17 protein-coding genes are annotated in these 22,244 nt (G+C 65.3%); 8 read left to right on the forward strand and 9 right to left on the reverse strand.

Features of this window, described 5'->3' with window-relative positions:
• Positions 1-73: 73 nt before the first annotated feature.
• On the forward strand, positions 74-937 hold the full coding sequence (locus ACWA1Q_RS02175; RefSeq protein ID WP_463759138.1) for a helix-turn-helix domain-containing protein: 864 nt from the start codon (positions 74-76) through the stop codon (positions 935-937).
• Between the two features lie 29 nt (positions 938-966).
• Here ACWA1Q_RS02175 and ACWA1Q_RS02180 read toward each other — a convergent pair whose 3' ends face one another.
• The 4 genes from ACWA1Q_RS02180 to ACWA1Q_RS02195 all read right to left on the reverse strand — a co-directional run bounded on the left by ACWA1Q_RS02180 (position 967) and on the right by ACWA1Q_RS02195 (position 6,520).
• Positions 967-3,321, reverse strand: coding sequence for a beta-galactosidase (locus ACWA1Q_RS02180; protein WP_463759139.1), 2,355 nt, complete (start codon positions 3,319-3,321; stop codon positions 967-969).
• Positions 3,322-3,326: 5 nt separating this feature from the next.
• On the reverse strand, positions 3,327-4,187 hold the full coding sequence (locus ACWA1Q_RS02185) for a carbohydrate ABC transporter permease (protein WP_463759141.1): 861 nt from the start codon (positions 4,185-4,187) through the stop codon (positions 3,327-3,329).
• Positions 4,181-5,119, reverse strand: a complete 939-nt coding sequence (locus tag ACWA1Q_RS02190) for a carbohydrate ABC transporter permease (RefSeq protein WP_463759143.1) — start codon at positions 5,117-5,119, stop codon at positions 4,181-4,183. The genes ACWA1Q_RS02185 and ACWA1Q_RS02190 overlap by 7 nt, the downstream gene beginning before the upstream one ends.
• Positions 5,120-5,185: 66 nt before the next feature.
• Positions 5,186-6,520, reverse strand: coding sequence for an ABC transporter substrate-binding protein (locus ACWA1Q_RS02195; protein WP_463759145.1), 1,335 nt, complete (start codon positions 6,518-6,520; stop codon positions 5,186-5,188).
• A gap of 164 nt (positions 6,521-6,684) precedes the next feature.
• Here ACWA1Q_RS02195 and ACWA1Q_RS02200 point away from each other — a divergent pair, with 164 nt between their 5' ends.
• Positions 6,685-8,709, forward strand: coding sequence for a beta-galactosidase (locus tag ACWA1Q_RS02200; RefSeq protein ID WP_463759146.1), 2,025 nt, complete (start codon positions 6,685-6,687; stop codon positions 8,707-8,709).
• Between the two features lie 3 nt (positions 8,710-8,712).
• Here ACWA1Q_RS02200 and ACWA1Q_RS02205 read toward each other — a convergent pair whose 3' ends face one another.
• Complete coding sequence (locus tag ACWA1Q_RS02205; protein WP_463759147.1) at positions 8,713-9,696, reverse strand: N-acetylglucosamine kinase; 984 nt, start codon at positions 9,694-9,696, stop codon at positions 8,713-8,715.
• A 201-nt stretch (positions 9,697-9,897) separates the two neighbouring features.
• Here ACWA1Q_RS02205 and ACWA1Q_RS02210 point away from each other — a divergent pair, with 201 nt between their 5' ends.
• The 5 genes from ACWA1Q_RS02210 to ACWA1Q_RS02230 are packed head-to-tail and all read left to right on the forward strand — an operon-like array spanning position 9,898 to position 14,909.
• Positions 9,898-10,788 carry a MurR/RpiR family transcriptional regulator gene (locus tag ACWA1Q_RS02210; protein WP_463759149.1) on the forward strand — a complete coding sequence of 297 codons (891 nt, stop codon included), beginning with the start codon at positions 9,898-9,900 and terminating at the stop codon, positions 10,786-10,788.
• Positions 10,781-11,536: a sugar isomerase domain-containing protein gene (locus ACWA1Q_RS02215; RefSeq protein WP_463759151.1), complete on the forward strand. Its 756-nt coding sequence runs from the start codon at positions 10,781-10,783 to the stop codon at positions 11,534-11,536. Before ACWA1Q_RS02210 ends, ACWA1Q_RS02215 begins: the two co-directional genes overlap by 8 nt.
• A gap of 42 nt (positions 11,537-11,578) precedes the next feature.
• Positions 11,579-12,988: an N-acetylglucosamine/diacetylchitobiose ABC transporter substrate-binding protein gene (ngcE, locus tag ACWA1Q_RS02220; protein ID WP_463760911.1), complete on the forward strand. Its 1,410-nt coding sequence runs from the start codon at positions 11,579-11,581 to the stop codon at positions 12,986-12,988.
• Entirely contained in the window at positions 12,985-14,001 is a 1,017-nt protein-coding gene (locus tag ACWA1Q_RS02225; protein WP_463759153.1) for a carbohydrate ABC transporter permease, read from the forward strand. The genes ngcE and ACWA1Q_RS02225 overlap by 4 nt, the downstream gene beginning before the upstream one ends.
• Complete coding sequence (locus ACWA1Q_RS02230; RefSeq protein ID WP_463759155.1) at positions 13,998-14,909, forward strand: carbohydrate ABC transporter permease; 912 nt, start codon at positions 13,998-14,000, stop codon at positions 14,907-14,909. Before ACWA1Q_RS02225 ends, ACWA1Q_RS02230 begins: the two co-directional genes overlap by 4 nt.
• Before the next feature lie 475 nt (positions 14,910-15,384).
• Here the strand turns inward: ACWA1Q_RS02230 and xylB are convergent, their stop codons facing one another.
• The 4 genes from xylB to ACWA1Q_RS02250 form a co-directional block, all read right to left on the reverse strand.
• Positions 15,385-16,782, reverse strand: coding sequence for a xylulokinase (gene xylB, locus ACWA1Q_RS02235; RefSeq protein ID WP_463759157.1), 1,398 nt, complete (start codon positions 16,780-16,782; stop codon positions 15,385-15,387).
• Between the two features lie 93 nt (positions 16,783-16,875).
• The gene (xylA, locus tag ACWA1Q_RS02240; protein ID WP_463759158.1) at positions 16,876-18,066 is read right to left on the reverse strand and encodes a xylose isomerase; all 1,191 of its coding nucleotides are present in this window, start codon (positions 18,064-18,066) and stop codon (positions 16,876-16,878) included.
• 192 nt (positions 18,067-18,258) lie between these two features.
• Entirely contained in the window at positions 18,259-19,791 is a 1,533-nt protein-coding gene (locus tag ACWA1Q_RS02245) for a glycoside hydrolase family 43 protein (RefSeq protein ID WP_463759160.1), read from the reverse strand.
• A complete protein-coding gene (locus ACWA1Q_RS02250) occupies positions 19,788-20,756 on the reverse strand; it encodes an acetylxylan esterase (RefSeq protein ID WP_463759161.1) in 969 nt (322 codons plus the stop codon). Before ACWA1Q_RS02250 ends, ACWA1Q_RS02245 begins: the two co-directional genes overlap by 4 nt.
• 176 nt (positions 20,757-20,932) lie before the next feature.
• Here ACWA1Q_RS02250 and ACWA1Q_RS02255 point away from each other — a divergent pair, with 176 nt between their 5' ends.
• Complete coding sequence (locus ACWA1Q_RS02255; RefSeq protein ID WP_463759163.1) at positions 20,933-22,123, forward strand: ROK family protein; 1,191 nt, start codon at positions 20,933-20,935, stop codon at positions 22,121-22,123.
• The last annotated feature ends 121 nt before the right edge of the window (positions 22,124-22,244 follow it).

Genomic DNA, 22,244 nt, shown 5'->3' on the forward strand with positions numbered 1-22,244 from the left:
CGCGCCGCTACAGGCACCATGACATTTGCTCGCAAGAATATGGAGAAACCGACGATGTGCGAGACTTCCTCTCATGGACCTGATGGACGGCTTCGCGAACCAGCGGATGTGTGTGGTTCCGCGCCCGGCAATCGCAGAAGCGCTCACCGCTCCAGTGACCCGCCAGCTTGTTGTCACTGACGCCGGCTATTTTCCCGGAGCACACAGGCACAGGCGTGAGCGACCGGTCGGCATAGCGGAGACCATCGTCATCGTCTGCGTGCACGGGGTCGGCTGGGTCGAGATCGACGGGGAGCGAACTCGTGTCGGACCGTCGACGGCGGTGATCCTCAAGCAGGGAGTGCCGCACTCGTATGGAACATCCGACGATTCTCCCTGGACGATCTGGTGGTGCCATCTTCGTGGTGCAGACGCGGCCGACCTGGTCGAGGCGACGGGAGCAACGGCCGCCCGTCCCGCCCTCATGTTGCGGAGCGTCGACCGGGTCACCGCGTTGCTCGATGAGATCGTCAGCTCGCTGGAACGAGACACGTCGCCAGCGCGCCTGCTGTCGACAGCGGGCATGGCATGGCGGCTCATGACTCAGCTGGCTGTGGATCGAAAACTACCCGAGCGGGGTGAGCCAATCGAACGGGCGATGCTCTATCTTGCGGAACGGGTCGACGGAACGATCCAGGTGCCTGAGCTTGCGGCGCTTGTCGGAGTGTCTCCCTCGCACCTCAGCACACTGTTCCGGCAGGCGACCGGCGGCGGTGTTCTTGCACACCACACGGCCCTGAAGATGGCGCGTGCCCGACTGCTGCTGGATACGACCACTCTGGGCATCGCTGAGGTGGGGCGAGAGGTGGGCTACTCCGACCAGTTCTATTTCTCACGCCAGTTCCGTCGGGTCCACGGCCAGAGCCCCAGCGCCTATCGCGCGCAGCGCAAGGGCTGAGCCGCCTGGCCCCGGGAGGTTTCGCCAGGTCAGACGATTGTTTCCCGCCAGACAGACGTCTCGAGAAGGCAGACCCGGCTGAGGTCGTCCAACGGCTCAGTGGTGCTGCGGCGCCGCCGTTCCGCGTCGGCAGGAAGGTGGACCGATGACTCGCGAGGCAGGGGGATGATCGACACGGTGAGATCCGCTCCGGGAGCAACGTCGTCGAGCGCCACTGTCCACCCGGACCCGTCCCAGAACCGGTCGGCGAAGGTGGAGCCGTCGACGGCGAGGCGCGCGACGTCGCCTTCCCAGCACATCTCGAGAACTCGATGAACGTCCTCGGCCAGGGTTCCTGGCGACGGTGGCAACGTGAACCGATAGACGGAGGACATCTTCGGATCGTCGCCGGGGGCAGACTGGCGCCCGGAGGAGAGGCCGTATTCGTGCGGCGGTGATGGTGCATACCTGAGCCTGGTCACCGGGAGCTCGGAACGAGGAGTCGTCCGTGCGGCTCCGGAGCTGACGGCGACCTCAGCGAATCTCCTCTGGGTGGGGACGAATCGCTGCAGCACCGGGTATCGGGAGGCTCGAACCCGCAGGGTGCCGTCGTCGCCGACCCAGATCGGATTTTCGCTGAGGACAAGCTCACGGCCCAGCCGAGTGTCCAACGCCCAGGCGTGCGGTGCGAGCCCCGCCGGAAGTACAAGAAGGTCGGCCGATCCGTCGTTGAGTGTGAGGACAGCTGGCCCATCACCGAACTCGAGTCGCCAGGACGTTCCGCGCTTCGTGAGAGATGCCCTGGAGTCGGGAGCGACAGTGAGCACCGCGCCGTCACCGGGAGCGATGTCCACGGGGATGCCCCGTTCTGCCTGGAGAACCAGCGTGGGCTTGCCTTCTCCATCGGAGAGAAGGGTGAGGAGTGATGCTGTCGCCCAGTCCAGGCGCGCCGCGCCGAGCGGAAAACTCACCGGCCAGCGTGCGAGCGTGCCTGCGGGAATGTCGACGGGTTCGGTGGGGAATTCGATGGTTTCGCTGCCGAGGGTGACCCGGAACTGGACGCCGCGCGCCGTCGGCAACGGCACGTGAGGCTGGTGCCATCCGAGAAAGACGACTCCGCTCTCTCCGTCACTGCGGAGCGCCCAGCGCAATGTCGTGGTGTCATCGATCCCGGAAGGAAGGCGGTCGGGAAGGGTTGACGGCATCTCTGCCAGCGAACGTCCGAACGCTGCGAGAAACATGTGTTGTGAGCGGAGTATGCCGAAGCTCTCGGCGAGCTGCCCGGCAGCGGAGATCGGCGCGCCGAAGTCGTAGTCGAAACGCGGCAGATCGTTTGGGTAGCCGGTCGAATGGCTCTCCTGCATGCCGGTGTCGCCCGCCGGATTGGTGCCACCGGCAAACATGTAGAAGCCCTGCCAGGCGGAGCCGTTTCCAATTTTCGTGTGTGCGACCGCTGCGATGTCGAGTCCTGTGAGCTTTGGGCGGCGGTGATAAGCGGTCGCCATACCGCCACCGATCTCGCAGGTGGCGGGAGGAAACATCCTGCCCACCAACGGTTCACTGCCGGTTGCGCGCCCACCGTCGCCGGGCTCGTCGTCGCGGAGATCTGCACCGATACCGGGGTCGTCCCAGGTGTGCGAGAAGAAGTAGTGCGAACGGAATGTCGGGTCCCACTCAGCGTCGGCGTCGACCCAGAAACCGTCACCGTAGCCGCCATACAGAGGCAACACGTCACCCTCGGGGAGCGCGGCTCCGCCCCACGCCGTGGCCGTCCAGACCGGAGCGATCAGGCCCGCCGCCCGTGCGAGTTGTTTGAGGGTGCGGACGTGTTCCGGCCGATCGTACAGTTCATTTTCGAGCTGGATGCCGATGACCGGCCCGTCGGCGGCGCACCGTGACGCGAGCTGCTTTCCGAGGTGCCCGAACCAGGTTTGGACGAGGTCCAGATAGCCTGGGTCGTTCGTGCGGGTGACAGTACCCTCTGCCTCCACCCAGTCCGGAAAGCCACCGTTGCGAACCTCCCCGTGACACCACGGTCCAATGCGAAGGACAACGTCGAGGCCGATGTGCGCACAGAGATCGACGAACGCGGCGACGTCACGATTGCCGTCAAACCGTGGCCGACCCCTGTGCTCCTCGTGATGGATCCAGATGACGTACGTCGCGACAACGGTGACACCACCGGCCTTCATGAGACGCAGTCGTTCTTCCCACTGGCGGCGCGGGACCCGGCTGTAGTGGATCTCTCCGGAGACCGGAATCCCGGGGGCGCCGTCAATCTCCACGAACCGGTTCGTGAGACGAATCCGGTCGGATCTATCGATGCTGTTCGACATCGCCGGCCGCAGAAGAGCGTGCTTCCACGGCTGGGAGGTGACCGTCTCGATCCGGGCGCTCGAGGGCATCCGCGTTATCCCTTCGTCGCTCCCGCCGTGAGGTCTGCTTTCCAGAACCTCTGAAGAGAGATCATCACGACGACGAGGAGAATGGCGGACACTGCTGAGCCCGTCACCACGAGTTGGTAGAACATCGGGTCCCGTTGGGTCTGGGAGTTCCAGAGTGTGAGGCCGAGGGTGACCGGGAAACTCCTGGTGTCACTCAGCATGACGAGCGGCAGGAGGTAATTGTTCCAGATCGTCACGAACTGGAACAGGAAGATTGTGACCAGGGCGGGCAGCATCATGCGCGACGCGATGGTGGCGAAGATGCGCACGTCGCCGGCGCCGTCAAGCCGCGCCGCTTCGATGATCTCATCGGGTACCGATCCGTTCGCGTGGATGCGCGCGAGGTAGACGCCGAAGGGACTGACCATGCTCGGCAGGAGGACGCTCCAGTAAGTACCGGTGAGGCCGACCGAGTTGAGCAGGAAATACAGCGGCAGCGCGATGACCGTTGCAGGGACGAGAACGCCGCCGAGTACCAGTGAGAAGAGTAGTTCTTTCCCGCGGAAGGCGTACTTCGCAATGGCGTACCCCGCTCCTGCGGAGAGGATCATGGCGACGAACCCACCGACGCCGGAGTACAGCAGGCTGTTCAGGAGCCAGCGACCGAAGGCGGCGTTGTCCTGGGTGAACAGAGTGGTGAGGTTCTGCCAGGCCTGGGGCGAGTCGGAGAACCACAGACCGAACGTGCTGAACAGGTCTCCCGGGCTCTTTGTCGCCGAGATGAGAACCCACACGATCGGGAGGAGAAAGTACGACGCGGCGAGGATCATCGCGGCGTTGACGAATACGGTCGATGCGCGTCCGTTTGTGGCCTTGGGGTTTACCATGCTCGGTTGTCCTTACGGTTGACGATGCGCAGGAAGGTGAAGGAAAACACGAAGGCGATGAGCGCGACGATGACCGCCATGGCTGCCGCGAGGTTCGGGTTCCCCTGCGAAAACGATTGGTTGTATGCGGCGAGGTTCGGTGCGAAGTCCGAACTGATCGCCGTCGTGAGCGGCCGGAGCACGAGAGGTTCGACGAAGAGCTGCAAGGTGCCGATGATCGTGAAAAGGGTCACCAGGATGATGGACGGACGGATGAGCGGGAGCTTGATTTGCACGATCATCGACCACTCGGACGCACCGTCGAGCTTCGCCGCCTCGTAGAGTTCGCTCGGAATCGCGTTGAGCGCTGCGATGAGGATGAGCATGTTGTAGCCGGCGAAGCCCCAGAGTGCGATGTTGGCGATGGCGAAGAGCACGGAATCGGAGCTGAGCGGAGTGATGTCGATGCCGACGTTTGAGAGGCCCTGGAGGATGGGGCTCGTCGCCGGAATGTACAGGAATCCCCAGAGAAGAGACGCGATAACGCCGGGAACGCCGTACGGCATGAAGTAGATCACCCGGAAAACCCTCGGGAATTTGCCCTTGCCTGACTCGAGAAGCAGAGCGAGAACGAGCGCGGTAACCACCATCAGTGGCACTTCGATCATGGCGAAGAGCAAGAGCCGACCGAGGCTGGCTACGAACGATGTCGAACTCAACGCGGCTGCATAGTTGTCCAGGAAAACGAAGATGCGTTCCGGTGCTCCGAAGCCCAGTCCGCTCGACTTCGTCGAGTACAGGCTGTCGACGACGGCATAGCCGATGGGAAGCACGAAGAACGCGGCAAACATGACAAGGAAGGGCGCGAGAAGCACCCACAGCGCGACGGCGGAAGTGCCGCGTTTCGCGCGCGCTTTCGCGGTGCGAATGGGCGGCGGGGCGATTGTTGTCATGCTTTTTCTCCTGATGACGCGCAACGAAAGGGCCGGGCATGACAGCACGCCCGGCCCAATCTGTGGTTATTTGTTGACCGAGATGCCCTTGTCGGTGAAGGACGCGAGCATGTCCTCTTCGGTCTTGACGAATGCATCGGTCAGCGGGGTTCCGTTTTCGACCGCTGACTTCACGTTGTCGGTCAGTGAGGCGAAGAGCGTCGACGAGAGCGGAGGCCAGGTCCAGTCGTTGTCGACGTTGGCGTCGGACTCAGCGAACACGTCCCAGATGTTCTGGCCGCCGTAGAACTCGAAGACCTCGGGGTCGTCCTGGAGCGAGTCCACACTCGCAAGGTCGGTGATGGCCGGCCAGCCGGCTCCAACGCTCGTGAGGATGGAAACACTTTCAGGATTGCTGTTGAGCCACAGAGCGAACTCCGCCGCCTCCTTGGGGTGCTTTGACCCCTTGAGCACAGCGTTGGCTGATCCGCCGGCCCATGTCGCCGAGACTTCTTCTCCGGCTTCCCACTGCGGGACGGCACCGACAGCCCAATTGCCCGCCGTGTCAGGCGCGGTGCCGCGAACGATGGCGTCGGCCCATGATCCGGAGATCCAGCTGACGACGTTGCCGTTCTGGATGTCGGCGTTCCATTCGCTCGAGAAGTCCGCCTCGAGCTTGACGAGGTCCTCGTCGATGAGCTTCTGCCAGAACTCGGCGACCTTGAGCGTCGATTCGTCCGCGATGTCTACTGTCCAGGCATCGTTCTCAGGGGTGAACCAGTTGGCTCCACCCTGCTGTGACAGCCCAATGAGCCACGGCGCCTGGTTGAACGCGAAAGCGGCGATGTAACGATCGGGGTCCGAGGCGCGAATGACCTTCGCAGCTTCGTAGTACTCATCCCAGGTCGTCGGGTGTGAGAGGCCGAGCGACTCGAAGATGTCAGCACGGTAGAACTGCCCGAGCGGACCGCTGGCCTGCGGGATGGAGTAGACCTTTTCGTCGAAGACCCCGGTGTTCCACTGCCATTCGGTGAACAGGTCCGCGGAGTCCCCGGCATATTCCGTGATGTCTTCGAGGGCATCGTTGACCAGGAAATCGGGAACGGCGTCGTAGCCAAGCTGAACGACGTCAACAGGATTGCCTGCCTGCACCGCAGAAAGCATTTTGGCGTAACCGCCATCGGGTCCAGCCGTGATCGTCTCGAGGGTGACGTGAATGTCGTCGTGCTCGTCGTTGAAGGCATCAACCGCTTTGTCGATGTTCGGCACCCAGGCCTGGAAGGTGAGTTCGACGGGATCCTCGGCGGACCCGGAGGTCGAGCCCGTCTCGCTCGAGCAAGCCGCGAGCGGGAGGATCAGGACGGTGGCGAATGCCGTCACTGCCGCCAACCTCGCTGTTCGGCGGGAAGTGGTGCGATGCATGGGTGCTCCTTTGCAGAAAATGGTGTGGGTGCCAGCCGCCGGGGGAGCGGCCGACATGCTGAAACTACGCCTCAAGGCGGTGTGCCGACATGGCAAAACTGGCGGACTAGATGGACGATTCACTGATTTGCTGCGGCAGACGAGGGGAGTCGGCCTGTAAGCTAATGAATCGATTCACTATCCTATGGGATGTCAACCACCTCAACGACGAAGGGCCGGCCCAGATGCACTACGGCGGAGATTACAACCCGGAGCAATGGCCCGAGGAGATCTGGCCGGAGGACGTCGCACGGATGCGCGAGGCCGGCGTCACGATGGTGAGCCTCGGTATCTTCGCCTGGTCGCGGATCCAGCCTGCTGAGGGCGAATTCGACTTCGGCTGGCTCGACCGCATCATCGACCTTCTGCATGAGGGCGGCATCGCCGTCGACCTCGCGACCGCCACCGCATCGCCGCCGCCGTGGGCGTCAGCCACCTACCCGGAATTGCTGCCGCAGGACGAGAACGGTGCCATCTACTGGCCGGGAAGCCGTCAGCAGTTCGCTCCGTCGTCACCGGTGTACCGGCGTCTCGCGTCCGAGCTCGTGACCGCGATCGTGGAACGCTACGCGAAACATCCGGCCGTCGTGATGTGGCACGTCAACAACGAGTACGGCTGCCACCTCAACGCGGACTATTCGGATGCCGCGCGAGACGCGTTCCGGGTTTGGCTGCGCGAGAAGTACACGACGGTCGAGGTGCTCAATGATGCGTGGGGTACCTACTTCTGGTCGCAGCGGTACGGCTCGTTCGACGAGATCTTCCCTCCCCGCAAGGCGCCGTACAGCCACAACCCGGGGCAGGCCCTCGACTTCCGCCGCTTCACCTCCGACGCGCTCTTCGAGTGCTACCTCATGGAGAAGAACATCATTCGGGCGTCAGGGGCGACGCAGCCGATCACGACGAACTTCATGGGTGCGTTCAAGCCGGCGAACTACTGGCGCTGGGCCGAGGAGATGGACGTCATCAGCGACGACGCGTACCCCGACCCGAACGATCCCGAGAGCTTCCGGGCGGCAGCGTTGCAGCGCGACCTCATTCGCTCGCTCAAGCCGGAGGTGCCGTGGCTCCTGATGGAGCAGGCGACGAACGCACTCAACTGGCGGCCGACCAACGCGCCGAAGGCGCCGGGCCAGATGGCGGCGCTCAGCATGCAGGCCGTCGGGAGGGGCGCCGACGGCATCCTCTTCTTCCAGTGGCGCCAGTCCACAGCGGGAGCGGAGAAATTCCACTCGGCGATGCTGCCGCACGCTGGCACCGAGACGAGAACGTGGCACGAAGTCGTCGGCCTGGGCGCCGAACTCGCCGCCCTGCCTGAGCTGTCGGCGGGATCACGTGATGCCCGCGTCGCCATCGTCTTCGACTGGGAGAACTGGTGGGCGATCGAGGGCACTGACCACCCCGTCGTTCTCGACTACCTCGCACTCGTGCAGGGCTGGTACTCGGCACTGCACGCGGCCCACGTCCAGATTGATTTCGTCCAGCCGACGTCGGACCTCGCGGGCTACCGCGTTGTCGTCGCCCCCTCCCTCTATCTTCTGCGCGAGGCGGGAGCGGCGAACCTGCGCTCCTTCGCCGAGAACGGCGGACACCTCCTCGTCACCGCCTTCAGCGATGTCGTCGACGAGGCCGACCGGTTCCGGGACGGCGGCTTCCTCACGCAATTGCGCGACGTGCTCGGCATCCGTCTCGAGGACTTCGGAGCGCTCGCGTTCCCGGGCGGGCCCGGCCAGGAGTCGGCGACGGTCACCGGCGAGTTCGGCACCGTCGTGGGGTCCTTCCTCGCCGAGGACATCTCCGTCGTCGATGGCACGACCGTGCTGGGCACCTACACGGGAGGCCGGGAGGACGGACGCCCAGCGTTCACCGTTCGGCACAACGGCGACGGGCGCGCGTACTACCTGTCGACCGTTCCGGATGCCGCCGGAGCGGCCGCGATCGTCTCGCTCGTTCTCGAGGCCGCCGGCGTGCAACCTCTCCTTGCCGGTCTTGACCGCAGTGTCGAGGTCGCGAGGCGCGGCGACGTTCTCACGATCATCAACCACGGCAGCGACGACGTCGACATCGCGGTGAACGGTGCCGACCTCGACGGTCGTGAGGTCTCCGGCATCCGTCTCGCCCCGTTCGAGTACCGGATGCTGCGCGCCTGAGGATCAGCGCAGGCCGGCGAGCGAGCCGGTGATGCGCTCGAAGACGCTGGCGTCGACCTGTACTCCGGCCGAGTGGAGCGCGAGTACGGCAGCGCCGACGACCCCGTCGTCGACCTGCCGGATCTGCGAGACCAGGCCGGAGGCATCCGCCGCCGTCATCACGGCACCAGCCACGACACTGTTTTGGGCGAGGATGCTGCCACCCAGGACGAGCGGGGCGACAAGGCCCGGCATCGCCACCGCCCCGAACAACCGGGCGAGGGCATCGGCACCTTCGGCGAGGATGCGGGCGGCGGCGTCATCGCCGTGCGCGGCGAAGGCGAGGGGCGCGAATCGTGACAGCTCCACCGGTCGGAGTCGGTAGACGGCATCCGTCACCCCGAGAAGGGCGGCCGGCCTGCCGTCTGCGTGCCGCCCGCTCGCCTCGATGCCGAGGGCGTCGAGGAGCAGCCCGGTGAGGGCGGTCGGGCCGGCGCGGCCATCGAGCGCGGCAACCGCGTCGCGCACCACGCGTGCGCCGATCCAGTAGCCCGAGCCCACATCGCCGATCAGCCAGCCGAGGCCGTCCGCGGCGAGGTCGACCCCGCCGTTTCTCACCCGGATGCCCGCCGCTCCGGTTCCGGCGACGAGCGCGTACCCGTCCGGTTCGAATGTTCCCGAGAAAAACGTGGCGAGCAGGTCGGAGCGAAGTTCGACGGTCCCGCGAAAGCCAGCGTCGGACAGGGCCGCCCGGATCCATGAGGCATCGGAGTTCACGCCCGATCCCGCCATCGCGAGGACGCCGGGCCCCACATCAGCCGACGCAATGCCGGCGGTTGCGGTCGCGGTATGAACAGCGGTGAGAATCTCGGCCGCCGCGTGCTCCGTTCCTGCAGAAATCGGGTTACCCGCGCCGGCCCGGCCGTAGCCCAGACAGCGACCATCGGCCTCGACGAGCACGGCCCGAGTGCTCGTGCCGCCAGCGTCGACCCCCAGAAAGGCGGTCATTCTCGCTCCGGATTCCGGAAGAAACGCATTCGTTACCTATTTTTCACATCGGATCATTGACCGCGGGGAGTTATAAGAATAGTTTTCATCCAAGCGAAGAATCAATGAAATGGATTTTCAGCTATGACGACGACGTCAACGATGGGATCGACCGAAGGCGGCGTTCGTGTATCCAATCGCATTCAGGCAAACCTGCCACAGATGTCCAGTGTCATGGTGAAAATCGCTGAGCTCCTGCTCGAAAATCCCACTGCCCCTCTGGACTGGTCGATCACCGAACTCGCCGAGCGCGCTGGCACCTCCGCCGCCACGGTCACCCGGTTCTGCCGTCTGATCGGATACTCCGGCTACGTCCAGTTCCGGGTGGGCGTCGCGAGCGACGTCGGGCGGGGAGATGCACACGAGTCCTGGCGCGCTGACATCGGCCGTGGCTTCGATCCCGACGACTCACCCCGCGATGTGCTCAGTACCTTGCTCCACTCGCACATGCACTCGCTCCAGACCACCGCCGACCTCATCGACATCGACCTCCTCGCCGGCATCGCGCGCCGCATCAGTTCGTGCAGCCACGTCGACATCTATGGCATCGGCGGGAGCGCGGGAATGGCGGCGGAGTTGCAGAGCCGCCTCTATCGCATCGGCATCAACGCGCACTGCTGGGGAGAGGTCCACGGCGGACTCACGAGCGCGGCGATCCTCAGCGATGGCGCCATGGCAGTCGGCATCTCCAACACCGGACGCACCGAGGAAACCATCCAGATGTTGTCGCAGGCGAAGTCGTCCGGCGCATTCACGATCGCCCTCACCGCAAGCGCCGACTCGCCGCTCGCAGAGCTTGCTGACGTCACGGTGATCACCGCGGCGGCCGAGCTCTACCTGCAGCCAGACGACCTGTCCGCGAAGCATTCGCAGCTCTTCGTCCTCGACCTGCTCTACCTGCTCGTCGCCCAGCTCGACTTCTCCGAGATCGCCACCCGCCTCGCCGCCTCGGCGATGGCGGTTTCCGAGCACCGCCGCCCCGCACTCCCTGTGCGCGGGACCCGCCGGGCTGTCCAGCCCCGACCGACCCCCGGGAGTATCGCCAATGTCTGACCTCATCCCCGAATTCCTCGCCCAGGCGACCAGTCGCCTGCAGGCGATCGCCGACACCGCATCCGCGGGCGGATACGACGAAGCCATCGAGTTGATCATCACCGCACTCGACAACGGCGGGGTCGTCCAGGCGTTCGGGACAGGTCATTCGCAGGCGTTCGCGATGGAGATCGCCGGCCGGGCAGGCGGGCTCATCCCGACGAACAACCTCGCGCTCCGCGACGTTGTGTTGCACGGCAGCCGCGACGTCTCCGTCCTCGGCGGCTCGAGCCTCGAGCGTGATCCATCCGTCGTGGATGAACTTTTCACGGTGTCGCCCATCAACCCCGCCGACGTGTTCCTCATCGCCTCGAACTCCGGTGTGAACGGATCCATCGTGGGAGTCGCGCTGCGCGCAAAGGAACTCGGTCACCCCGTCGTTGCCGTGACCAGCATCGAACACACGAACGCTGTCGAGCCGAAACACCCGAGCGGCAAGCGGCTGAGCGAGGTTGCCGACGTCGTGATCGACAACCGCGCGCCGTTCGGTGACACGACCCTCTCGCTCCCCGGCGAGATCGGAGTCGGGGCGATCTCCTCGATCACCTCGGCTTTCATCGCCCAGCTCCTCACCATCGAGGTATCCCGCCGGATCTCCGAACGGGGAGCCGTGCCACCGCTCTACATCTCTGCCAACATCCCCGGCGGAGACGAGCACAACTCGGCGCTCGAGGATCTCTACCGCGACCGCATCCGTCGCTCAGCCTGACCCCTACCCAAGCCCCCAACCACACGGAAGGTACACACAATGATGAATTTCCAGAACGTCACGATGGACCGAAGGAATGTCCTTCGCGGCGCAATCGCCGCAGCGGTACTCATTCCCCTCGGCAGCACCCTGGCTTCCTGCGCAACAGGAGGACCGACGGCTCCCGCAGCACCAGGAGGAGCGGTTTCAGCGAAGAATCCGTTCGGCCTCGCGGCTGACTCCTCCGTCGACTCCGTCATCTTCGACGGTGGCTACGGCGTCGACTACGTCGAGTTCGCGGCGAAGATTCTCGAGAAGAACCACGACGGAGTTTCTGCCAAGGTCGCGTCGTCGACACAGATCGCGCAGGAGCTGCAGCCGCGCTTCGTCGGTGGCAACCCGCCGGACCTCATCGACAACTCCGGTGCGCAGGCCATCGGCTTCAACACGATCCTGGAACAGCTCGAGGACCTGACCGACGTCATCGACGCCGAGAACCTCGAGGGCGAGAAGATCCGCGACACGCTGTACGGCGGAGTGCTGAAGCCCGGCACCTTCGACGGCAAACTCGCCGCGATCAACTACGTGCTCACGGTGTACGGAGTCTGGTACTCCTCAAGCCTGTTCGAGGAGAACGGTTGGACGCCGCCCACCACGTGGGCAGAAGCACTCGAGCTCGGTGCCAAGGCCAAGGAAGCCGGCAAGTACCTGTTCGCGTTCGGTAAGGAAGCGGCAACGTACTACCAGACCCTCGCCATCGAATCCGCGATCAAGGAGGGCGGCGACGAGGTCCGACTGGCTCTCGAGAACCTGCAGGAGGGCTGCTGGTCGCTGCCCGCCGTGCAGAGTGTCTTCGAAGGAATGCACGAGGTCATCGCTGCCGGTTACATGAAGCCGGGCGGATCGGGAACGCAGTTCACGGCAGCTCAGGCGCAGTGGAGCAACGACCAGGCTGCACTGCTCTACCCGTCAGGCTCGTGGATCGAGAACGAGATGAAGGACAACACGGCAGAGGGCTTCGCCATGAAGGGTTTCCCCGCCATGGTCGTCTCCGGCGATTCGGCCATGCCGGTCGAGGCGCTGCACTCCACCGCAGGCGAGCCGTTCATTGTTCCCTCGCAGGGCAAGAACGTCGCCGGAGGTAAGGAACTGCTCCGCACCATGCTGTCGAAGGAAGCCGCGACGAACTTCGCCAAAGAGAAGCTCGCCCCGACAATCGTCAAGGACCTCGTGCCCGCAGACGGATTCGGATCGACCGCTCTCGTCTCGCAGACCGAAATGCTCGACGCCGCAGGAGAGAACATCTTCACCTGGGGCTTCGTCGACCTCTACGGAACCAACGCCGACCAGCTCGTGGTCTGGAACACGTTCCTCGAGGGCAACTCGGATGTCGCCACACTCACCTCAGGCCTCCAGGCCATCACCGACAAGGTGAGGAACGACGACTCCGTCAACAAGATCGAAATCAAATGACAGCCGCCGGCGCAGACCCAGGGGCGGCGATCGCGACGACCCTGGGCCCCACCGGCAGCCGAAAGGCTGCCGGTGGGCGCCGGCGCAAGCTCACCGTCGACTACGTGACTTTCATGGTGGTCTTCCTTGGGCTGCCGCTGGCAATTTTCCTTATCTTCGTGATCTGGCCGTTCGCTCAGGCCGTGTTCTACTCACTCACCGACTGGTCGGGATTCAGCCCCAACATGGAGATCATCGGGATCGACAACTACATCCGACTCTTCAACGACGACATCTTCATGACGGCGCTCTGGAACAACGTTCTGCTGGCGGTCGTCGTTCCGCTCATCACGATCGTGCTGAGCCTCATCCTCGCGACCATGGTGACCGTGGGCGGGCCCAGCCACGGGCCCATCCGGGGATTGCGCAACTCGAGCTTCTACCGCGTTGTCTCGTTCTTCCCCTACGTGATTCCGGCGATCATCATTGGCATCCTGTGGAGTCAGATCTACACGCCGGGCGGGCTCCTCAACGGCATGCTCGGACTCATCGGCATCGACATGTTCGAGTCGTTCCCCTGGCTCGGCGACGAACGAACCGCCATGGGGGCGACGATCTTCGTCATCGTGTGGAGTTTTGTCGGCTTCTATATGGTGCTGTTCGTCGCTGCGATCAAGGGCGTTCCCGCTGAAACCTACGAGGCGGCTCGCATCGACGGGGCCGGTCGACTGCGCACAGCGTTGTCGATCACCATCCCGCTGATTCGCGACAACATCCAGACCGCGTACATCTACCTCGGGATCATGGCTCTCGACGCATTCGTCTACATGCAGGCCCTCAACCCCGGCGGTGGCCCGAACAACTCCACCCTCGTGATGAGCCAGCAGCTGTTCCGGACGGCCTTCAACAAGGGCGAATTCGGCCAGGCCAGTGCGATGGGTGTCGTGCTTGCCATCGTCACCCTGATCTTCGCCGCGATCGTGTTCACCGTTAACCGGATCGCCGGCGGCAAGGAAGAGGAGGGTCGGTCATGACTGCAACACGGTCGATCACCACAAGCGGGCCCACGCGCAGAACGCCCAAACCGGCGTTCACCCGCAAGCCGAAGAACACCCCGGGCGACAAAGCCGTCGGAGCGTTCTCGCACACGGTCCTGATCATCTGGTCGCTCATCGTCATCCTTCCGCTGGTGTGGACGCTGATGACGAGCTTCAAGACGACCAAGGAGATCTTCGCGTCGCCGTTCTCTCTCCCGGAGAACTGGAACTTCGACAACTATGTCTCGGCGTGGACGCAGGAGGGAATCGGCAACTACTTCCTCAACACCGTCATCGTCGTCGGTTTCGCGCTTGTGATCGTCATGATCCTCGGGGCGATGTGTGCCTACGTTCTCGCCCGGTTCAAGTTCTTCGGCAGCAGGGCGATCTACTACCTGATGCTCGCTGGCCTCACCTTCCCGGTGTTCCTCGCGATCGTTCCGTTGTTTTTCGTTCTCCGCAACATCGGTTTGCTCAACACGCTGCCCGGCCTCATCCTCACCTACGTCGCATTCGCTCTGCCGTTCACTGTCTTCTTCCTGTACTCCTTCTTTAAGGGGCTTCCGGATGAAATCGCTGAAGCGGCTGCGATCGACGGCGCCGGAGAGTGGCGCACCTTCTTCCAGGTGATGTTGCCGATGGCGAAGCCGGGAATGGCATCCGTCGCGATCTTCAACTTTCTCGGCTTGTGGAACCAGTTCCTCCTGCCGGTGGCGTTGAACACCGACAAGAGCAACTATGTGCTCTCGCAGGGCATGGCGTCGTTCGCGTCGTCTGCCGGATATGCCGTCGACTTCGGCGCGTTGTTCGCTGCGGTGATCATCACGATCGTGCCGGTGCTCGTGGCCTACGTGATCTTCCAGCGTCAGCTACAGGGTTCGGTCAGTCAGGGGACGATGAAGTAGGGCCGTCAGCTCATCCGTCCGTTATGCCGGGAACACCAGGCTGAATCTCGACATTCCGGACGGATGAACGCGCCCCGCAGCATCCGACCGCCGTTCAGTTGTCACTAATGCGCGCAAAGACGCCGTTATAGGTGCGTTAGTGACAATTGCACGCGCCGCCCGCGGTTTGGTTGTCACTAACGCGTGCAAAGAGGCCGTGAAGGCTGCGTTAGTGACAACTGAAGGCGCTCGAGGGATTCCGTTGCGGCTCATCGGTCCGGTATGCCGGAAACATCGGGCGAAACCCGACATTGTGGACCGACGAGCGCGGATACGGGCGAACTGCTGCGATGCCGACGCTGTGGTCGTAAGACGTGGGCGGATGCCGCGGCACCCGCCCGCGAATTCACTCACTCCGGTCGGATTCACTCGTTGCGACGCGTGTATTCGTCCGGAACGGGTGACAACGCGGCTGGCGACGCGGGGACGGCCGGGGTCAGGCGCGGTGCGCGCGGTATTGCTCGCGAATGACCGGACGGAAGTCGACCTTGGGTTCGGCGACGATCGACAGCGGCCAGGCCGGGCGCTCGCCGGTGAGAACCCACGCGGCCTGGGCGGCAGCGCCGGCCGCGACGTACTCGCCCGGCGTTGGGATCACCACGGGAACGTCGAAGACCTGGGCGGCGATCTGCTGCACGGCCGGGTTCTGGGCAGCGCCACCGACGATGAGGATGCGGCGCGCTTCGACACCCTGAGCGCGAACCGCCTCGAGCCCGTCGGCGAGCCCGCAAAGCAGGCCCTCGATCGCGGCGCGGGCGAGGTTCTCGCGTGTCGTGGAGCCGAGCGTCATGCCGAAGAGTGTTGCGGTGGCATCCGGGAGGTTGGGGGTGCGCTCGCCCTCGAAGTACGGCTGCAGCACGAGTCCGCCGGAGCCGGGCTCCGCGGTGAGCGCGAGGGTGCCGAGCTCGTCGTGCGTGACGCCGAGCAGCGCGGCGATGGAGTCGAGGATGCGGGCGGCGTTGAGCGTCGCGATCAGGGGGAGGAACAGTCCCGAGGCGTCGGCGAATCCGGCGACGGTGCCCGAGGCATCCGTCGCGGGGGTTTCGGTGACGGCGAAGACGGTGCCGCTCGTGCCGATCGAGAGAACAACGTCACCGGATGCCGCGCCGAGGCCCAGCGCAGCGCCCGCGTTGTCGCCGGCGCCAGGACCGACGAGCGTTCCAGCCGTCGTGGTTCCGGCTTGTTCGCCGGGGCCGAGCACGCGGGGCAGAATGGCGGAGCGGCCGAGAGCGCGCTCGAACAGGTCGAGGTCGTACTCGCCGGAGACGGCGGACCAGTATGCGGTGCCCGAGGCGTCGGACCGGTCGGTCGTGAGCTCATCGAGCACGGGGCCGAGTTCGGATTCGCCGGCGGGACCGAAGCCGCGGAGGCGCCAGGTCAGCCAGTCGTGGGGGAGTGCGACGGCGGCGACGCGAGCGGCGTTCTCGGGTTCGGCATCGCGCAGCCAGCGGAGCTTCGACGCGGTGAACGACGCGACCGGCACGACGCCAAGTCGCTGGGCGTACTCCTCAGCGCCTACTTCGGTGATGAGATCGCGCGCGGCCTGTGCGCTGCGGGTGTCGTTCCAGAGCAGGGCGTCGCGGATGACGCGTCCGTCCGCATCGAGCACGACCATGCCGTGCTGCTGTCCGCCGACCGAGATCGCGGCGACGTCATCGAGACCCCCGGCCTCGGCGATCGCGGAGGTGAGTGCCTCCCACCAGGCGGACGGCGCCACTTCGGTGCCGTTCGGGTGCGACGTGCGGCCCTGCCGCACGATGGCGCCGGTAGCGGCATCCGTGATCACGATCTTGCAACTCTGGGTCGAGGAGTCGACGCCGGCGACGAGGGTCATGAGGCCTTTCGGGGGATTTCAGGGAGAAAAAGAACGTAAGCCCCGACGGATGGTGCTCGCCAATCCGACGGGGCTCACGCCCGGTGTGGAGATCTAGCGCGCGTTCAGCAGGTGCTCGAGAGCGAGCTGCTGGAGGCGAACGAAACCGAAGCCCTTGCCGTTGAAGTACGCATTGGCGTCGAAGTCCTCGTAGGCGGAGCGGTCGGCGAGGAAGTCGTCGTAGCTCTCGCCCTCACCGAGGGTCGGGGTGGCGAGCTCGTCGACGCGCGAGGCGGCGAGTGCTTCCTGCACCTCAGGGTCGGCACGGAACGCCGCTGCCCGCTCCTTGAGCAGGAGGTAGGTGCGCATGTTCGCTGCTGCGGAGTCCCAGACGCCGTTCTCGTCTTCGGTGCGGCTCGGCTTGTAGTCGAAGTGACGGGGGCCGTCGTAGGCGGGTCCACCGTTCGGTCCACCGTTTTCAAGAAGGTCGACGAGCGAGAACGCATTCTGCAGGTCACCGTGACCGAAGACGAGGTCCTGGTCATACTTGATGCCGCGCTGGCCGTTGAGGTCGATGTGGTACAGCTTGCCCGCATCGAGGGCCTGGGCGATTCCGGCGGTGAAGTTCAGTCCGGCCATCTGCTCGTGGCCGACCTCGGGGTTGACGCCGACGAGCTCGGGGCGGTCGAGCGTGTTGATGAAGGCGATGGCGTGACCGAGGGTCGGCAGCAGGATGTCGCCGCGCGGCTCGTTCGGCTTGGGCTCGATCGCGAAACGGATGTCGTAACCCTTGTCGGTGACGTAGTCGCCGAGCAGGTTGACGGCTTCGCGGTAACGCTCGAGCGCCTGGCGGATGTCCTTGGCGACGTCGTACTCGGCGCCCTCGCGGCCACCCCACATGACGAAGGTCTTGGCACCCAGCTCAGCGGCGAGGTCGAGGTTGCGCATCACCTTGCGGAGAGCGAAGCGGCGCACGTCGCGGTCGTTGGAGGTGAAGCCACCGTCCTTGAAGACCGGAGCGGAGAAGAGGTTGGTGGTGACCATCGGCACGATGAGGCCGGTGTCGGAGAGGGCCTGCTTGAGGCGGTCGATCTGCGTCTGGCGCTCAGCGTCGGTCGAGCCGAAGGCGAACAGGTCGTCGTCGTGGAAGGTAAGTCCGTACGCGCCGAGCTCGGACAGCTTCTCGACAGCGTGCACGGCATCGAGCGGAGCACGGGTCGGGCCGCCGAAGGGGTCGGCTCCGTTGTAGCCGACGGTCCAGAGTCCGAAGGAGAATTTGTCGTCGCGGGTGGGGGTCAGGCTCATTGCATGCTCCGGTTTCAGCATCGTTGGTGATTTGTTGGATATGTGAACATATTACACGGCGGATGCCGTTCCGGCTACTCCGTTCGCCGGTCTCCTGAACGTTCGGGCGGAGAATCGCGGGGTTCGCCGAAAATACATGCCCGGATCCCCTGTTTTCCCTCCAGAACCCACATCGAGCCGCACTGGCTGGCGTCAGGAAACGCCCGGACGGTAGTGGAAGCTCCGCACCGTGACCGCTGCGCCGAGGCCGCCGGCAACAAACGGGCCGACGAGCGTGCCGACGAATCCGCCCGCACGCTCCGAGCTGAGGATGCGGGCGTCGGCTTCGGCGACCGTGTGCGTGTCCTCGCCGACCGTGATGCTGAAGCGTACTTCGAGTCCGTGCAGCTCGGCGGCGAGGGTCATGTCGCCGTCATGAGGATCGAGGTCGCCGAGTACCGTGCCGACGACGGAGTCGACACCGTTCTCGTGCGCGATCGCGTCAGCGCGCCAGCCGTGCTCGTCGACGCTGAGCTCGAGCCGGAGGTGGAATGCGGCGCTCTGACGCAGGGCGAGTCCCGCCGTCGCGTGCTCGGGACGCGCGACCCGAACGGATGCCCGCATCTCGGGGTCACGCAACCTCATGCCGAGAAATGCCGGGGTCCCGTCGCCGCTGAGGTCAGTATCGGTGGAGAGCAGCACGAGGCCATCGCCGCCGCAATCGACGAAGTCCGCCGGGCCGCGGACGCTGAGCCAGTGGGCGCCGAGAGTGGCGCTCGCCGTGAAATCGTCGTGCAGCGTCGCCGGGCGCGGTGTGCCGCCGGACCACGGAGTGGAGCCGGTCTCGCTGAGCCGGCCGACGCCCGGGTTGAGGACGGGCCAGCCGTCCTGCCAGCTGACCGGGGTGAGGAAGGTTTCGCGACCGAGCACGTGGAATCCGTCGAGAGACCTCACACCGAGAACGAGCGCCCACCAGGAGCCGTCTTCTGCTTCGACGAGGTCGGCGTGGCCGACGTTCTGTACCGGGAAGTCTTCACCGAGGTGCCGGTGCGTGAGGATCGGGTTGCGCGGGCAGCCCTCGAACGGCCCGGTCACGCTGCGCGACCGGGCGATCGACACGGCGTGGTTGCGCTCGGTTCCGCCCTCCGCCGTCACGAGGTACACCCAGCCGTCGTGGTCGAACAGGTGCGGACCTTCGGACCAGATCGCACCCCGGAGTGCCCCGGTCCAGAGCACGTGCTCGTCGCCGACGAGCTCCCCGGCGTCGAGGTCGAGCTCGCGCAACCAGATCTCGGTCTGTTGTTCCCATTCCGGTGACGCAGCGGGGCGGCATCCGGCCCACCACGCCTTGCCGTCGGCGAAGTAGATCGTGGGATCGATGCCCTGGGCGTCGTCGAGCCAGACCGGCTCAGACCACGGCCCGGCGGCATCCGTCGCTGTGAGGTAGAACGAGCCCGGATGTTCGCCACCGACGACCGTGCAGGCGAGATAGAACACGCCGTCGTGATGGCGGAGGGTCGGGGCGTAGAGCCCGCCGGAGTCGTTGACATCGTGCAGTGGCACCTGCCCGGGCCGGTCGATGGCGTGGCCGATACGGTTCCAGGTGACGAGGTCGGTGCTCGAGTGCAGGGGGATGCCGGGAAAGTACTCGAACGACGAACTCGCGAGGTAGAAGGTGTCACCGACGCGGCAGACAGACGGGTCGGGGTGGAACCCGGATAGGACAGGGTTCGAGTACTCGGTCATCGGTTCCCGTCGATCGTTCGGAAGAAGGAGATCGCCCGTTGCTCGTCGACGATACCGCCGCCCTCGTGGCCGTTGTACTGCCAGAGCGAGATCGACTTCTCGCCCGGGTACAGGTTGTATGCGCCGTAGATCGTCGACGGAGGGCAGACGGCATCCATCTGACTTGCCGAGAACAGGGCAGGCGCCTGGGCGCGGCGGGCGAAGTTCACCCCGTCGAAGTAGGGGAGCACCGCCGCGACCGCCTCCGCCTTGTCGCGGTGAACGGCGAGGAAGTCGCGGATCTCCTTGTACGGGTACGCGTCGGTCATGACCGTTGCGCGGGGGAAGTCGCACAGGAAGGGCACGCACGGGGCGACGGCGGCGATGTCGGGAACCAGGCCGGCAACGGCGAGCGCGATACCGCCGCCCTGGCTCTGGCCGAAGACCGCTATGCGCCCAGCATCGATGAACGCAAGCTCACGAACGGTGTCGATCGCCCGCACGGCATCGGTGAACAGGCGGCGGTAATAGTAGCTCTCGCGGCTGTCGATGCCGCGCGTCATCACCCCGGGGTACTGGGGGCCGGTGCCGACGGGGTCCGGGGTCGCGCCCATGGACCACCCGCTGCCCTGCCCGCGGGTATCCATCTGGAAGTGAGCGAAGCCCGCCGATGCCCAGAGCAGGTTCTCGAGGTGATGGCCGCGGCCGCCGCCGTAACCGACGTAGTGCACGACGGCCGGAAGCGGGCCGGTCACGCCCTTCGGCACGCGCAGCCAGGCTTTGACCGGTTGCCCATCGAAACCGGAGAACGTCACATCGAACACATCGATTGTTGCCAATGGTGAATCCACCGGTTCGAGAACGACGGCGGATGCCGCGGCGCGCGCCGCAGCGATCGTCTCGTCCCAGAACGCATCGAAGTCGTCCGGGTCGACCTGGCTGCTGCGGTAGTCGGGGAGCTGGGCTGCTGGCATGTCGACGTACATCGGTGGACCTCTCGAAACTGCGGGCGGAAGCTGATCAAGACTAGCGAGTGGTGCGGGTGGCGTGGGGTGGCGCCGTTTGACGCAATCGGCGAGGGATGGTGCACACGGCGCGCGCTGTCGGTATCGTTCCCAGCAGGCGGAATCCCGCCGCCCAGCGACAGAATCCGGTGTGAACAGTGAATAATCGCGGCACCAACCTCGACACGGTCCGGCGGTACAACCTCTCCCGGATCCTCGGGCTGGTTCACCGCGAGGGCGCCGTATCGCGCTCGGTTCTCACCAGGGCGACCGGACTGAACCGGTCGACGGTCGCGGCGCTGGTCAGCGAACTGGCCGCCCTGCACCTCGTCGTTGAGGCCGAACCCGACGGCGCCCGCGGTGTCGGCCGGCCGTCACCCGTCGTTCGGCCACACCCGGATTGCGTGGCTTTTGCCGTGAACCCGGAGCAGGATGCCATCACCGTCGGTGTCGTCCGGATGCACGGCGAGGTCGTGTCCAGGGTGCGCCACGAAGTCGACGAACCACTCGGTGTCGCCGAAACGGTCCGGGTGACGGCGGAACTGATCGCCGGCCTGCGTGCCGAGCTGCCGGCATCCGCTGTCATTGTCGGCGTCGGAGTCGCCGTGCCCGGTCTCGTGCGGATGCCGGACGGTCTCGTTCGCCTGGCACCGCACCTCGGCTGGGTCGACGAACCCGTTGCGACCCTGCTTGCCGACGCGACCGGGTATCCGGCGCGGGCGGCGAACGACGCGAGCCTTGGCGCTCTCGCCGAGCACAACTTCGGTGCGGGGCGCGAAGTCGCCGACCTGATCTACCTCAACGGTGGCGCGAGTGGTATCGGTGGTGGCGTGATCATTCGCGGAACCCCGCTCGGCGGAGTCGGCGGGTACGCGGGCGAATTCGGGCACAACCTCGTCACCGCGCCGGACGGACCGGATCAGCCATCGACGGGCGGGGCGCTTGAGGATGAGGTGAACCGTGGCCGGCTCCTCGACCTGCTCGGGTTGAAGTCCGCCGATCCTGCTCAACTGGAGCGGGCGCTGCTCGAGTCGGACGCACCGGAGATCTGCGGTGAGGTGGAGCGCCAGCTCGGCATCCTGAGCATCGCTCTCCGGAACGCGATCAATGTGCTCAATCCCGAACTCGTCGTGCTCGGCGGGTTCCTCGGCTCGATTTACGCTGCGAACTCCGAACTGCTCGACCGGCTCGTTGCCGCTCAGACGCTCGCCGCCTCGTACGAGGGTGTGCGGATCGTGAGGGCGACTCTCGGGCCGGACCTGCTGTTGATCGGGGCGGCAGAGCTCGCGTTCGAGCCGCTTATCGACGACCCGGCGCGACTCGCCGGAAGCGTGGCTGCACCGGCCTGAATTCCCGGGTACGCGACAGCGTCGAGAGGGCGTAGATCGTAGACGCGAGGGCGCGTCGTGTCAGCCCCCGACCGTTCTCAGGGCCGGAGTCCAGACGCCTGTTACTGTGTACCGTCGGTCT

It is taken from the genome of Mycetocola sp. TRD_SC_2 (genome assembly GCF_055361225.1).

Bases quoted from the DNA above. Each gene is read 5' to 3' on its own strand.
- ACWA1Q_RS02175 (WP_463759138.1), top strand. From the start codon at position 74: ATGGACCTGATGGACGGCTTCGCGAACCAGCGGATGTGTGTGGTTCCG.
- ACWA1Q_RS02180 (WP_463759139.1), bottom strand. From the start codon at position 3,321: ATGCCCTCGAGCGCCCGGATCGAGACGGTCACCTCCCAGCCGTGGAAG.
- ACWA1Q_RS02185 (WP_463759141.1), bottom strand. From the start codon at position 4,187: ATGGTAAACCCCAAGGCCACAAACGGACGCGCATCGACCGTATTCGTC.
- ACWA1Q_RS02190 (WP_463759143.1), bottom strand. From the start codon at position 5,119: ATGACAACAATCGCCCCGCCGCCCATTCGCACCGCGAAAGCGCGCGCG.
- ACWA1Q_RS02195 (WP_463759145.1), bottom strand. From the start codon at position 6,520: ATGCATCGCACCACTTCCCGCCGAACAGCGAGGTTGGCGGCAGTGACG.
- ACWA1Q_RS02200 (WP_463759146.1), top strand. From the start codon at position 6,685: ATGAATCGATTCACTATCCTATGGGATGTCAACCACCTCAACGACGAA.
- ACWA1Q_RS02205 (WP_463759147.1), bottom strand. From the start codon at position 9,696: ATGACCGCCTTTCTGGGGGTCGACGCTGGCGGCACGAGCACTCGGGCC.
- ACWA1Q_RS02210 (WP_463759149.1), top strand. From the start codon at position 9,898: ATGTCCAGTGTCATGGTGAAAATCGCTGAGCTCCTGCTCGAAAATCCC.
- ACWA1Q_RS02215 (WP_463759151.1), top strand. From the start codon at position 10,781: ATGTCTGACCTCATCCCCGAATTCCTCGCCCAGGCGACCAGTCGCCTG.
- ngcE (WP_463760911.1), top strand. From the start codon at position 11,579: ATGAATTTCCAGAACGTCACGATGGACCGAAGGAATGTCCTTCGCGGC.
- ACWA1Q_RS02225 (WP_463759153.1), top strand. From the start codon at position 12,985: ATGACAGCCGCCGGCGCAGACCCAGGGGCGGCGATCGCGACGACCCTG.
- ACWA1Q_RS02230 (WP_463759155.1), top strand. From the start codon at position 13,998: ATGACTGCAACACGGTCGATCACCACAAGCGGGCCCACGCGCAGAACG.
- xylB (WP_463759157.1), bottom strand. From the start codon at position 16,782: ATGACCCTCGTCGCCGGCGTCGACTCCTCGACCCAGAGTTGCAAGATC.
- xylA (WP_463759158.1), bottom strand. From the start codon at position 18,066: ATGAGCCTGACCCCCACCCGCGACGACAAATTCTCCTTCGGACTCTGG.
- ACWA1Q_RS02245 (WP_463759160.1), bottom strand. From the start codon at position 19,791: ATGACCGAGTACTCGAACCCTGTCCTATCCGGGTTCCACCCCGACCCG.
- ACWA1Q_RS02250 (WP_463759161.1), bottom strand. From the start codon at position 20,756: ATGTACGTCGACATGCCAGCAGCCCAGCTCCCCGACTACCGCAGCAGC.